At 55.1% G+C, this 13,376-nt stretch carries 10 protein-coding genes; 3 read left to right on the top strand and 7 right to left on the bottom strand.

The window, feature by feature from the left end:
• Positions 1-3,885: calcium-binding protein (locus ALQ04_RS18260; RefSeq protein ID WP_310886512.1), on the top strand; the 3,885-nt coding region annotated here is incomplete at its 5' end.
• Between the two features lie 119 nt (positions 3,886-4,004).
• Here the strand turns inward: ALQ04_RS18260 and ALQ04_RS18255 are convergent.
• Positions 4,005-5,480 (bottom strand): tetratricopeptide repeat protein, encoded by a 1,476-nt coding sequence (locus ALQ04_RS18255; RefSeq protein WP_122317145.1) that lies wholly within the window; start codon positions 5,478-5,480, stop codon positions 4,005-4,007.
• 175 nt (positions 5,481-5,655) lie between these two features.
• Positions 5,656-5,853: a hypothetical protein gene (locus ALQ04_RS18250; protein WP_122317144.1), complete on the bottom strand. Its 198-nt coding sequence runs from the start codon at positions 5,851-5,853 to the stop codon at positions 5,656-5,658.
• A gap of 279 nt (positions 5,854-6,132) precedes the next feature.
• On the opposite strand from ALQ04_RS18250, the gene ALQ04_RS18245 reads away from it, so the two are divergent.
• Both ALQ04_RS18245 and ALQ04_RS18240 read left to right on the top strand, forming a co-directional pair.
• A complete protein-coding gene (locus ALQ04_RS18245) occupies positions 6,133-8,016 on the top strand; it encodes a methyl-accepting chemotaxis protein (RefSeq protein ID WP_122317143.1) in 1,884 nt (627 codons plus the stop codon).
• A gap of 104 nt (positions 8,017-8,120) precedes the next feature.
• Positions 8,121-8,582 (top strand): hypothetical protein, encoded by a 462-nt coding sequence (locus tag ALQ04_RS18240; RefSeq protein ID WP_183142216.1) that lies wholly within the window; start codon positions 8,121-8,123, stop codon positions 8,580-8,582.
• A gap of 32 nt (positions 8,583-8,614) precedes the next feature.
• Here the strand turns inward: ALQ04_RS18240 and yacG are convergent, their stop codons facing one another.
• Genes yacG through pilB form a run of 5 tightly spaced genes read right to left on the bottom strand, consistent with a single transcriptional unit; the run spans position 8,615 to position 13,232 of the window.
• Positions 8,615-8,824, bottom strand: coding sequence for a DNA gyrase inhibitor YacG (gene yacG, locus ALQ04_RS18235; protein WP_122317141.1), 210 nt, complete (start codon positions 8,822-8,824; stop codon positions 8,615-8,617).
• Positions 8,821-9,444 (bottom strand): dephospho-CoA kinase, encoded by a 624-nt coding sequence (coaE, locus tag ALQ04_RS18230; RefSeq protein WP_122317140.1) that lies wholly within the window; start codon positions 9,442-9,444, stop codon positions 8,821-8,823. Before coaE ends, yacG begins: the two co-directional genes overlap by 4 nt.
• On the bottom strand, positions 9,441-10,313 hold the full coding sequence (locus tag ALQ04_RS18225; protein ID WP_122317139.1) for an A24 family peptidase: 873 nt from the start codon (positions 10,311-10,313) through the stop codon (positions 9,441-9,443). Before ALQ04_RS18225 ends, coaE begins: the two co-directional genes overlap by 4 nt.
• 1 nt (position 10,314) lies before the next feature.
• The gene (locus tag ALQ04_RS18220; protein WP_122317138.1) at positions 10,315-11,532 is read right to left on the bottom strand and encodes a type II secretion system F family protein; all 1,218 of its coding nucleotides are present in this window, start codon (positions 11,530-11,532) and stop codon (positions 10,315-10,317) included.
• A gap of 2 nt (positions 11,533-11,534) precedes the next feature.
• Complete coding sequence (pilB, locus tag ALQ04_RS18215; RefSeq protein ID WP_122317137.1) at positions 11,535-13,232, bottom strand: type IV-A pilus assembly ATPase PilB; 1,698 nt, start codon at positions 13,230-13,232, stop codon at positions 11,535-11,537.
• Positions 13,233-13,376 lie beyond the last annotated feature (144 nt).

Genomic DNA, 13,376 nt, shown 5'->3' with positions numbered 1-13,376 from the left:
CTGTGGGGCTATGCCAGCGATGACCTGATCGATGGCGGTGCCGGTGACGACACTCTCAGTGGCGGCGCGGGCAACGACAGTCTGTCGGGTGGTGCCGGAGCCGATACCTTGAATGGCGAAGACGGCAACGATCTGCTGCAAGGCGGTTCGGGCAATGACACCCTCAATGGCGGTGCTGGCAACGACGTGCTTGATGGCGGCGCTGGCAATGACCGTCTGGACGGCGGTGCCGGTGACGATATCTACCTGTTCGGTAAAGGCTCGGGTCAGGACACCATCAACTACGCCCACGAAGCCCGTGTCGGCAAGCTCGATACCATCAAGCTGGTTGACCTGAATGCGGCCGATGTCAGCGTTGCGCGCGATGGCTATGACCTGGTTGTCCGTATCAACGGAGCGACCGACAGTTTGCGTGTCGTTTATCACTTCATGAGCGACGCAACAGCCGGTTACCAGATTGATCGCATTGAGTTTGCCGATGGCAGTTCCTGGGATCAGAGCCTGATAAAAGCGCAAGTGCTCACTAGCAGTACTGCCGATCAGGCGCTGAGCGGTTTTGCCAGCGATGACCTGATCGATGGCGGTGCAGGCGACGACACACTCAGTGGCGGCGCAGGCAATGACATTCTGTCGGGCGGCACCGGTGCCGATACCCTGAATGGCGACGAGGGTAATGATCTGCTGCAAGGCGGTTCGGGCAATGACACCCTCAACGGCGGTGCCGGTAATGACATCCTCGACGGCGGGGCAGGCAATGACCGCCTTGACGGTGGTGCCGGTGACGACACTTATCTGTTCGGCAAGGGCTCGGGCCAGGACACCATCTACTACGCCAATGAAGCGCGCGCTGGCAAGGTCGATACGGTCAAGTTGACCGATCTCAATGCTGCTGATGTCAGTGTTGCGCGCGATGGCTATGACCTGGTCATCCGCATTACCGGTACGACCGATACCTTGCGTGTGGTCTATCACTTCATGAGCGATGCCACCGCTGGTTATCAAATCGATCGCATCGAGTTCGCTGACGGCAGCTTCTGGGACCAGACCGCAATCAAGACTCAAGTGCTGCAAGGCACTGAGGCCGATGAAACCCTGGCGGGTACCGGCAGCGATGACGTGATCAATGCTGCAGCGGGCGACGATGTCGTCAGTGGCGGCAGCGGTAACGATACCCTGTCGGGTGGTAGCGGTGCCGACACCCTGAATGGTGAAGACGGCAACGATGTGCTCAATGGTGGCGACGGTAAAGACAGTCTGTATGGCGGCAACGGTAACGATCTGCTGGATGGCGGTGCAGGCAATGACACGCTGGACGGTGGCAATGGCGACGATACTTACCTGTTCGGCAAGGGGTCGGGTCAGGACAGCATCTACTACGCCTATGAAAGCCGTGCCGACAAGCTCGATACCGTCAAGCTGATCGACCTGAATGCAGCCGATGTCAGTGTGCGCCGTGAAGGTAACGACTTGCTCATCCGCGTGCTGGGTAGCACCGATAGCCTGCGCGTAGTGAGCCACTTCACCAGCGATGCAACCTATGGCTACCAGATCGACCGCATCCAGTTTGCCGATGGCAGCACCTGGAACCAGGCTGTGATCAAGTCTGCCGTTCTGCAAGGTACGGATGCCGATGAGACGTTGGCGGGTACTGCCAGCGATGACAGCATTGATGCTGGCGCAGGCGACGATACCGTCAATGGCGGCAGTGGCAACGATACGCTGTCAGGCAGCAAGGGCGCAGACACGCTCAATGGCGAAGCCGGTGATGATCTGCTGTTGGGTGGTGTGGGTAACGACACGCTCAATGGTGGCCTGGGTAACGACGTTCTGGATGGCGGTGCCGGTAACGACCGCCTGGATGGCGGAGATGGTGACGATACCTATCTCTTCGCCAGGGGAGCGGGCCAGGACACGGTGTATTACGCCTATGAAAATCGTGCGGGCAAGCTGGATACCGTCAAGCTGCTCGACCTGAACGCTGCTGATGTCAGCGTGCGCCGTGATGGTAATGACTTGCTCATTCGCGTGCTGGGCAGCACCGACAGCCTGCGTATCGTTTATCACTTCATGGGTGATGCGACCTATGGCTATCAAATTGATCGCATCCAGTTCGCCGATGGCAGTTTCTGGGATCAGGCAGCCATCAAGAATCAGGTGCTGCAAGGCAGTGAAGCCGAGGAAACCCTCACGGGCACCGACGGTGACGATGTCATTGATGCGGGAGCGGGTGACGACGTCATTAACGGCGCTGCCGGTAACGACACTCTGATGGGTAATACCGGAGCCGATACGCTGAACGGCGGTGCGGGCAATGATCTGCTGCAGGGTGGTTCGGGCAACGATACCCTCAACGGCGGTACCGGCGATGACATCCTTGATGGCGGCCTGGGCAACGATCAACTCGACGGTGGTGATGGCAACGATACGTATCTGTTCGGCAAGGGCGCTGGACAAGACACCATCTACTACGCCTATGAAAGCCGTGCCGACAAGCTCGATACCGTAAGACTGACCGACTTGAACGTGGCGGATGTCAGCGTGCTTCGTGAAGGTAACGACTTGCTCATCCGCGTGCTGGGTAGCACCGATAGCCTGCGCGTAGTGAGCCACTTCACCAGTGATGCCACCTATGGCTACCAGATCGACCGTATCGAGTTTGCCGATGGCACCATCTGGGATCAAAGCCGGATCAAGTTCCAGGTAATGCAAGGTTCTGACATCGATGAAACGCTGTCGGGTACTTCCAGCAATGACCTGATCGACGCCGGTGCCGGCGACGATACGGTCAATGGCGGTAGCGGCAACGACACCTTGTCAGGTGGTGCTGGTGCCGACACGCTCAATGGCGACGCTGGTGACGATCTGCTGCAAGGCGGTGCCGGGAATGACGCGCTTAACGGTGGAGATGGCAATGATGTGCTGGACGGTGGTGCAGGAAACGACCAACTGAATGGTGGTAACGGCGACGATACCTATCTGTTCGGTAAAGGTGCAGGCCAGGACACTATCTACTATGCCCACGAAGGCCGTATCGGCAAACTCGATACCGTCAAGTTTGCCGATCTGAACGTGAACGATGTCAGCATTGCTCGTGAGAGCAATGATCTGGTCATACGCGTGAATGGCACTACCGATAGCCTGCGAGTGATGAGCCACTTCAGCGAAGATGCTACTGGCGGCTATCAGGTCGACCAGTTGCAATTCGCTGACGGCACAATCTGGGATCAGGCGACGATCAAGTCGCAGATGCTGTTGGGCAGCGCCTCTGACCAGACCCTGCGCGGTTATACCAGCAACGATCTCATCAATGCTGGCGACGGCGACGACAGTGTCTTTGGTGATGCTGGCAACGACAATCTGTCTGGCGGTGCCGGAACCGATACGCTGTATGGCGACGCAGGCAACGATAGTCTGTTCGGAGACGCCGGAAACGACACCCTATACGGCGGAACCGGCAATGATGTGCTCAATGGTGGCGCTGGCAACGATTACCTCATTGGTGGCGATGGCAGTGATACGTATGAGTTCGGCATTGGCTCCGGCAGAGACACCATCAGCAACTACGACACCAGCAGCGGCACTGATGTGCTGCAGTTCGGTGCCGATGTCAGTCTGGATGATCTGTGGTTCCGTCGCAGTGGCAGCGATCTGGAGGTCAGCATCATCGACACCAACGACAAGGTGCTGGTGAGCAACTGGTATTCAGCCAATGAGTATCAAGTGGATCAGTTCAAGACGGCCGATGGCAAAACCCTGCTCGACAGCCAGGTACAAAACCTGGTCGACAGCATGGCGTCATTCGGTGTGGATGCAGGTGCAGAAAGAAACCTGACAGCTGCGCAACAAACGCAACTGGAGGCAGTGCTGGCTGCTAACTGGCAGTAAGTCTGAGGGAGAGGTGTGCCGGTAACGGTGCACCTCTGGATGGCCGAGTATACGAAGCGCCATGTTAATATGGCGCTTCGTATCTGGACTTGCTCGTAATGATTGGATTGTTTGCTTTTTTATTGCTCTGCGAGAAAGCGTTCGATTGCTGTTAAGCCCTCCTTATCAATAGCCAGTGAAAGAGTCAGCGCTTTTTGCAAATCATGCTCATTGATTACCTTCCGAGTTGAATTTAGCTCGTTTTGTATATCAATGTCATTGAAGTCTATGTTGTGTGCGCAGTTTATTAGTGCGTAGCTGATGACAAGATTTTTAGGTGTCCCATGGCCTTTTGCATATGAGCGTCCCAAGTTCTTGAAGCCGGAAGCTGATTTGCCAGTAGCCGCTTTGTGGAAAAGGGCGACAGATTTCTCATAGTCCCTCTCAACGCTCAAGCCATTTTCATACATAACTCCAAGCTCGCTTTGAGCTTCGCTCATTCCCTTGTCAGCCAACTTGTTGAAGTACATAAATGCTGTAGAGTGATCCTTTGGTAAGCCTCGTCCATCTTTCAGGATTTTTGCAAGTTTATATTCTGCTTGAGGATAATTGGATTTAGCGGCCTGTATATAAAATTGAGCCGCCTTGGTTTCATTTTTTGCAACCCCAATTCCGCTCTCGTACATATCACCCAAGTTGGTTTGTGCTTGCGGGAAATTTTTCGCCGCAGCTTGCTGGAACCACTTTGCTGCCTCGGAGGGATTTTTGCTTACTCCAAGTCCTTTCCAATAAATATACCCTATGTGATATTCGGCTGCTCCTACCCCTTGCTCTGCAGCTAACTTGTAGAGTTTTAATGCTGATGAATAGTCTATGTCTGTGCCTGTACCATATTGATACATCTGTGCAAGTGCAAACTGCGCGATTGCATCTCCTTGCGCAGAGCTTGCGCGATACCACTTGAGAGCCTCGACAGAGTTTTTGGTTACTCCTAGGCCTCGATCATATACAGTTCCCAGGTTACGTTGTGCCACAACATACCCTTGCTTGGCGGCTGATTGAAAAAGCTCAAAAGCTTTGGGCAGGTTTTTTTCTACACCTACTCCATTCATGTACATAGCCGCTAAGTTGTTTTGTGCCGCTGGACTTCCATTGTGTGATGCCGTTTGCAGGAGGCTTGCTGCTCTTTCGAGATTTTTCTCTGTACCTAATCCATCACTGTACAGGTCTGCCAAGGCTACCATTGCATCAGTAAAACCTTGGTCAGCTGCTTTTTGATAGAGGTCAAAAGCTTTTTTATAGTTTTTATTGACACCTTTGCCATGTTGATAAAGTGCAGCAAGGCTGGTTTGTGAAACAGTGTCCCCTTTGTCGGCAGCTATTTCGTAGAGTTTTATAGCCTCAGTGAGGTTTTGTGGTATGCCCTTTCCACTTTCGTAGAGTATTGCCATGTAGCGAGTGGCCGCTATAGAACCATTTTCTGATTCTGGTTTTAAGTATTTTATGGCAGATGCATAGTCTTGTCTTTTTAGTGCGTCGACACCTTCCTCCAGTGAGGCAAGTGCGCTGTTTGGTAATAATATTAAGGCGATCAGTGTGGCTGTGTATTTTATCAATTTGCCTCCCTATGATCTTAGATGTTTCAACGTTTCTCGTGTCGATGGCGATGGCGATGGCTGTAGGGGCCATAAGGCAAGGCGCAGCTTGCCCGCAATTTTCTTGTGAGAAAAGCACTATTGGAATAAATGGGCCTTTTCTGAAAGACCTGCATGCTTTACAACAAAGCTATGATCATTTGTCCATCTGATCCGCATTTTTCTCCACTACCTGAATCTGTACTGCAACTCGCCCCCACTTCACAATATCCACACCGCAGCACTCCAAGAGGTGTCTGCCACGCGCTTTACTGCAAACCTGTTCTGCTAGGAGGCCTGAAATGGCTAAGCTTGCATTTTTCATGATTGGTTTTTTGGCCTTGACCATCGGCATTGGTCTGCTCGGCACTATTTCTCCTTTGTGAGCGGGGGAATGTGGGGACGAAAAGCGTTCGGGATTGAAAAAATTTTTCGCCTAGACAAGCTCGGCTGACCCTCGAATCTGTCGTTAATGCATCCGTTATGCCGCGCACAGGTATGATTTGCTGCATTCACGAGGCGGGCTGCCATAAATCGACTTAGTATAAAAGCTCTATTCAATCAAACGCTTGATTGCATATAGCTATCACCCTGTTTACGATAAATCTTCTTTCTAAACGCACGGAGCGACTTGATGAAGATTGTCCATAAGGCGGGATTGGCTGCAGCCCTGGTAGTGTTCTGTACCACCAGTCTGTTGTCGGTGACGCAGGTCGGAAAGGTTCGTGACACTCTTCACAAGCAGGTTTCGGCAAACATTGCCGAGTCGAGCAATACGCTGGCCAGGCAGATCGAGAACTGGCTGAACGCCAAGCTCAAGCTCATGGATCTGTTGACTCAGAATATCGATAGCAACTACAGCTCCGAGAATCTTCAGCGCCTGATTGGCAGCCCTTTGCTCAAGGATGAGTTCATTCTGGTGTTTGGCGCCTTGCAAAGCGACGGCAAGCCCATCAAGAACCTCGACTCATGGAAGCCAAAGCCTGACTGGGACGGACGTACGCGCCCCTGGTATGCGACGGGCAAGGCTGCTACGCAGACTGTGCTTACCGAACCCTATGTCGACTCCACCACCGGTGAGACGCTGATTTCGGCCGTGACGCCGCTACGCAATGCCGGTGAGGCGCTTGGGGTGATCGGCGGCGATGTCCGTTTGAAAAGCGTCTCCGATGCGATCAACACCATGGACTTCGATGGTGCCGGCTACGCCTTTCTGATGAGCAGCAGCGGCAATATCATTTCCCACCCGAGCAGCAGCCTGAATGGCAAGAATTACCGCGAGCTGTTCGAGGGCAAAAGTCCGGCTCTGGAGGGCAGGCTGCAACCGGTCAGCGCATCCGGCAAGGATCTGCTGGTGTCTTTTACCCCGCTGTCCAACCTCAAGGGTATGAACTGGTACATCGGCGTCGTGCTCGACAACAGTATCGTCATGGCTGAGGCCAATAGCCTGAGCTGGCGAGCGGCTATTGCCACTTTACTGGGGGTTATCGTCAGTCTGGTTGTGCTGGGGCTGCTGATGAGACGCTTGCTCAAGCCGCTTGAGCTTCTGCACACCTCCTTGCGTGAAATCAACAGCGGCGAAGGTGATCTGACCCGACGCCTGCCGGCTTCCGGCAATGATGAAATCGCTCTGCTATCCCGTGAGTTCAATCGCTTCATGGAAAGCCTGCAGACCCTGATCGTGCAAGTGATGGGCAGCTCGAAGCAGGTGCATGAAAGCACCAACCGCACTTCCGGCGAAGCCAATCAGGCCGATGGCCGACTGCAACGGCAATTGCAGGAACTCGATCAACTGGCCACAGCAATGCAGGAGATGGCTTCGACTGCCGAGGAAGTGGCTCGTAACGCCCAGGCAGCGGCTCAGGCGGCGCTCTCGGCCAACGAGGAAGTCGACAGTGGTGTGCGTGTGGTGTCGCGCTCAACGGATGCGATCAAGAGTCTGGCGGTTGAGATGGATGAGGCCAGTCAGGCGATTACCGAGCTGGCCAGGCTCAGCCAGAATATCGAGTCGATTTTGTCGGTGATCAACAGCATTGCCGAGCAGACCAACCTGCTGGCCTTGAACGCAGCAATCGAGGCGGCGCGTGCCGGTGAGTCCGGGCGTGGTTTTGCGGTGGTGGCCGATGAGGTGCGTTCGCTGGCCTCGCGTACCCAGAAATCGACCCAGGAAATCCGCCAGATGATCGATCAGTTGCAGGCCGGGGTCAAACAGGCCGAGTCGCGCATGCAACTGAACCGCGACAGTGCCAGCAAGACGGCCGAGGAAGCGGGCGTGGCCAATGAGATGCTCACGGACATCCGTCAGGCCATCATCCGCATCAATGACATGAACATGCAGATTGCCACGGCTGCGGAACAGCAGAGTGCGACCACTGAAGAGATCAACCTCAATACCACCAATATCCGCGATATCAGCCATGAGGTTGCAGCCAGCGCCGAAATTCAGGTGCGTCAGTGTGCGTTGATGGTGGAACAGGTGGGTCAGCAGAATCGTTTGCTCGGCCGCTTCAGTGTCTGATCTTCAGACCGGCGCTGGTTTCTAGAGAATGGACGGTTGACGGGCGGGGGCGTGTCTGTGAAAGCATGCATGCTCCCGGCCATTCATTTTCAAGGACTCGCACATTGAAATTCCTGCCCATCCTGCTTCTGGCTTTATTGCCGCTGACTGCCCAGGCTTTGCAAGTCGGTGAGCGCCTGACGCCCTGGACCTTGCTTGATCAGTACGATCAGCCCTTCACGCTGAATAACCAGACCCGGACGTTGCTGGTAGCGCGCAGCATGGACGCGGCCAAGCTGGTCAATGCTGCGCTCAAGGACAAGCCCAAAGGCTTTCTGGAGTCACGGCAAACCGTGTTCGTGGCCGATATCCAGAAGATGCCCAGTGTAATTGCCAGCCTGTTCGCGATCCCCAGGATGCGTGAGTACTCCTATCGCGTCATCCTTGATCGCGATGCGCGGATCGTGCCGCAGTATGCAGGTGATGAAGACAAGGTGCTGTGGCTACAGTTGCGCGATGGGCAACTGGTCAGCCAGCAGCAATTCAGCAGTGCCGAGCTGTTGCTGACCGCACTTGAGCGGCCATGACTGGCGCACGGGTACTGAGCGCATGCAGCCGATCAATGGCCGCGTGGTGGTGGATCGAAATCACCGGAGAACAGATCGTCTTCGGCATCCGGGCTGACCGGAATCGCATGTTCTTCGGACGCCCAGGCACCCAGGTCGATCAGTTTGCAGCGATCTGAGCAGAACGGACGAGCCGGACTGGCGGCGCTCCATTCCACCGGGGCGCCACAGGTCGGGCATTGGACGGTCATTGGTTGGCTCACGATTGGCCTCCACGCAAAGTAAGAAAAAAGTGATGCAGCCGCTCGACTTCGCTTTTCAGCCAGTTGGTGTCGCGATCATTGGTCAGCACATTGTCGGCATGGCGCAGCCGCTCTTCGCGTTGTGCCTGCACCTTGAGAATGGCCTGAACCTGCTCCGGGCTGGAGCCGTCGCGCTGCATGGTGCGTTCTATTTGCAGGCTTTCGGGAGCGTCGATCACCAGAACCCGCTGCACCATCTTGTACTGCCCGGATTCGATCAGCAGCGGCGAAACCAGAATCGCATAAGGCGATGTGGCCCTGGCCAGATAGCTGACGATTTCCTGGTTGATCAGTGGGTGCAGCAAGGACTCCAGCCAGCGTCGCTCAGCAGGCTGCTCGAAGATCAAGGCGCGTAGTGCGCCACGATCCAGCTCGCCACTGGCCTGGAGCACGCCTGGGCCGAAATGCTCGGCAATCTGCTTCAGCGCCGGGCGTCCTGGCTCGACCACCCAGCGGGCGACATGGTCGGCATCCACGGTATGAATGCCCTGATCGATAAAGCACTGTGCTGCTGCACTTTTACCGCTACCGATGCCGCCGGTCAGGCCAAGAATCCAGGGTTTGAAAGCAGGGTTGGTCATTTGAAACCGGCAAACTGCAAATAGGAGTCGGTTATTTGACCACCCCAGAGCAAAGCGATCCACCCCGCGATGGCCAGATAAGGACCGAAGGGGATTGGTGAGCCGGCTTCGACCCGGCGTACACGCATCAGGATCAGGCCCAGCACGGCACCGACCAGCGAAGACAAAAGTATCGTCAGCGGCAGGATCTGCCAGCCGCCCCAGGCGCCGAGCATGCCCAGCAGCTTGAAGTCGCCATAGCCCATGCCTTCCTTGCCGGTCACCAGCTTGAATAGCCAGAACACCGACCACAGCGACAGATAACCTGCCACCGCACCCCACACTGCATCGCCCAGTGAGGTGAACAGGCCGAAGGTATTGACGATAAGCCCCAGCCACAACAAGGGCAACACCAGAGAGTCCGGCAATAATTGATGGTCGGCATCGATCAGGCTCATGGCCAGCAAGCCCCACGCCAACACCAGCATCGCCGCAGCCTGCCAGCCAAAACCGAAATGCCACGCGATGTAGGCTGACAGCACGCCGCAGCTTAGCTCGACCAGCGGATAGCGCTTGCTGATCGGTGTCTTGCAGCTTGAGCATTTTCCGCCCAGGGCCAGATAACTGATGACCGGCAGGTTTTCCCAAGGTCGTATCTGATGTGCGCATTGCGGGCAACTGGAGTGCGGGAGGATCAGGTTGAAGGTGTCCGGTGCCGGTTCGGCCGGTAAGCCAAGTACCTCCCGGGCCTGGATCTTCCAGTCACGCTCCATCATCTTCGGCAGTCGATAGATCACGACGTTGAGGAAACTACCAACCAACAGGCCTAGAACAAACGTGGAAATAACGAAGGCCAGCACGGAGCTGGCCAGGAAATCGATGAGGAGCATATCAGACGACGTTTCCGAGCTTGAAAATGGGCATGTACATGGCAAGGACCAGACCGCCGACGATAACGCCGAGCACGGCCATGATCATCGGCTCCATCAGGCTGGTCAGACTGTCGACCATGTTATCGACTTCGTCCTCATAGTAGGTCGCGACCTTGTCGAGCATCGCATCCAGCGCACCGGACTCTTCACCAATTGCCGTCATTTGAATCGCCAGACTCGGGAACACATTTACCGAGCGCATGGAGAAGTTCAACTGCATGCCCGTGGAAACGTCCTGCTTGATCTTGTTGACGGCATTCTTGAATACCACATTGCCGGTTGCGCCGGCCACTGAGTCCAGTGCTTCGACCAGCGGAACGCCTGCTGCAAAAGTCGTGGCAAGCGTTCGTGCGTATCGTGCCACAGAAGATTTATAAATCAGTGGGCCGATAATGGGGGCTTTCAGCAGCAGCCGATCAATATTGTCGCGAAATTTCTGAGATTGTTTATAAGCGCGTTTGAACATGAAAAAGCTGGCAATGAACAGGCCAATCAGGGCAACCCACCATTTCTGCACAATCTCTGAAAGCCCGATCACCATCAAGGTGAAGGCAGGTAGTTCTGCTCCAAAACTTGCAAATACCGTCTGAAATTGCGGCACAACCTTGATCAGCAAAATACCTGAAACAATCACTGCCACAACCAGGACCGCGATTGGGTAGGTCATGGCCTTCTTGATCTTGGACTTGAGCGCTTCGGTCTTTTCCTTATAGGTGGCCACCCGATCCAGCAGGCTTTCAAGTGCACCGGCCTGCTCACCGGCATCCACCAGGTTGCAGTACAGATCGTCGAAATACTCGGGCTTTTGCCGCAATGCCGTGGCCAGGCTGTTGCCTGCCGAAACTTCCTGTTTCAGGGAGTCGACCAGTGCACGCATATTCGGGTTTTCGGCACCTTCGCTGATGATGTCGAACGACTGCAGCAGCGGCACTCCGGCTTTCATCATGGTTGCCATCTGCCGGGAGAAAAAGGCGATATCCAGCGGCTTGATCTTCTTGCCTTTGCCGAATATCGAGACGGACTTTTTACGCACCTTGGTGGGGTTGATACCCTGTTTGCGCAACTGGGCCTTGATGAGCGCCGGGTTATGGCCGCTCAACTCACCACTGGTTTTCGTGCCTTTCTTGTCTACGCCTTCCCATGTGTAAACAGTGGCTTTGACTGTCTTGCTGGCCATGTTTAATCCTTGGTTACGCGGTTGACTTCTTCAAGGCTGGTAATGCCCTGCATTGCCTTGTGCAAACCAGACGTGCGCAAGTCATTGAAGCCGTCCTTGCGCATTTGCCTTGAGATTTCCAGTGAGTTGCCTTCTTCCATGATGATACGTTCCAGCTCCGGGGTTTTCTTGACCACTTCGTAAATGCCGACCCGGCCTCTGTAGCCGCCGTTACAGTGGTCACAGCCAACCGGTCCATAGATCTTGAACTTACCGATTTCCGCTTCCGGGAAGCCTTCCTTGAGCAGGGTTTCTCGTGGAACGTCGAGTTCCTTCTTGCAGTGCGGGCAAAGCTTGCGTGCCAGACGCTGGGCAATGATCAGATTGATCGCCGTGGCAATGTTAAAGGCGGCGACGCCCATATGATGCAGGCGTGTCAGGGTTTCAGCCGCGCTGTTGGTGTGCAGTGTAGACAGGACCATGTGGCCGGTCTGCGAAGCCTTGATCGCAATTTCGGCGGTTTCCAGATCGCGGATCTCACCGACCATGATCACGTCCGGGTCCTGGCGCAGAAAAGCGCGCAGTGCCTGGGAAAAGTCCATGCCCTGGCGCGGGTTGACGTTGACCTGATTGATACCTTCCAGGTTGATCTCCACCGGGTCTTCGGCGGTGGAAATGTTGATATCCACGGTATTGAGGATATTCAGGCCGGTATACAGCGAGACGGTTTTACCCGAGCCGGTGGGGCCAGTGACCAGAATCATTCCCTGCGGTTGCCTCAAGGCTTCCAGATACAGGGCTTTCTGTTCTGGCTCATAGCCCAGCGCATCGATACCCATTTGCGCACTGGTGGGGTCAAGAATCCGCATCACGATCTTTTCACCCCACAGCGTCGGCAGGGTGTTCATCCGGAAGTCGATGGCCTTGTTCTTCGACACGCGCAGTTTTACCCGACCGTCCTGCGGCTTGCGCCGCTCCGAGATATCCAGGCTGGCCATGACTTTCAGGCGCGCAGCAATTCGGCTGGCCAGATGGATCGGGGGTTTGGCGGCCTCATGCAAAATGCCGTCGGTACGAAAGCGGACCCGGAAGATTTTTTCGTAAGGCTCGAAGTGCAAGTCTGAAGAGCCCATACGGATGGCGTCCATCAGCATTTTGTTGACGAAACGCACCACTGGCGCGTCGTCGGCGTCATCCTTTCCGGAAATCGAGGTTTCTTTGACATTTTCGCTCTGCTCGATCTCCAGCCCCAGGTCGACATCGGCCATGTCCCCCATGCCCATGCCGGTGTCAAACAGCTTTTCGATGGCGTCACTGAGCTTGTCGTCTTCAACCAGAATCGCTTCGGTATTGAGGCCAGTGCTGAACTGGATATCGGTGACGGCCTGGTGATTGGTCGGGTCTGATACCCCTACGAACAGCTTGTTGCCGCGTCGCCATAAAGGCAGGGCATGATGCTGGCGCACCAGTTTTTCGCTGACTAGGCCCTTGGGCTGGCTTTCTTTATCCAGACAATTGAGGTCGAGAAAGGGGACGCCGAATTGATCGGATGCCAGCTCGGCCAGCACCAGACTTTTGACCAGCTTGTTCTGGACCAGATAGCTGACCAGCGAGATCTTGTCGCGTCGTGCCTGTTGATAAGCCTGCTGCGCAGTTTTTTCGGTAAGAAGCTCGGCAACGACCAATTGCTTGGCCAGACCGGTGAGGACGACATCAGACATAAAACCACCAGACACAGACAGTGTGAGGTTTATAGCGCAGTCGAGCGATGCTGCCAAATGGCAGTGCGGGATGTGACGAAAATTGTCAGTTTCTGATAATTTCAGTGGCTGTAAAGCGTACTCATGCTGGTTTTTGGTCAAGCA

The organism is Pseudomonas cichorii, assembly GCF_003700275.1.
Taxonomy (GTDB): domain Bacteria; phylum Pseudomonadota; class Gammaproteobacteria; order Pseudomonadales; family Pseudomonadaceae; genus Aquipseudomonas; species Aquipseudomonas cichorii_B.
This window is presented reverse-complemented; position numbering and strand designations above follow the sequence as displayed.

Bases quoted from the DNA above. Each gene is read 5' to 3' on its own strand.
- ALQ04_RS18245 (WP_122317143.1), top strand. From the start codon at position 6,133: ATGAAGATTGTCCATAAGGCGGGATTGGCTGCAGCCCTGGTAGTGTTC.
- ALQ04_RS18250 (WP_122317144.1), bottom strand. From the start codon at position 5,853: ATGCCGATGGTCAAGGCCAAAAAACCAATCATGAAAAATGCAAGCTTA.
- coaE (WP_122317140.1), bottom strand. From the start codon at position 9,444: ATGACCAACCCTGCTTTCAAACCCTGGATTCTTGGCCTGACCGGCGGC.
- ALQ04_RS18225 (WP_122317139.1), bottom strand. From the start codon at position 10,313: ATGCTCCTCATCGATTTCCTGGCCAGCTCCGTGCTGGCCTTCGTTATT.
- ALQ04_RS18220 (WP_122317138.1), bottom strand. From the start codon at position 11,532: ATGGCCAGCAAGACAGTCAAAGCCACTGTTTACACATGGGAAGGCGTA.
- pilB (WP_122317137.1), bottom strand. From the start codon at position 13,232: ATGTCTGATGTCGTCCTCACCGGTCTGGCCAAGCAATTGGTCGTTGCC.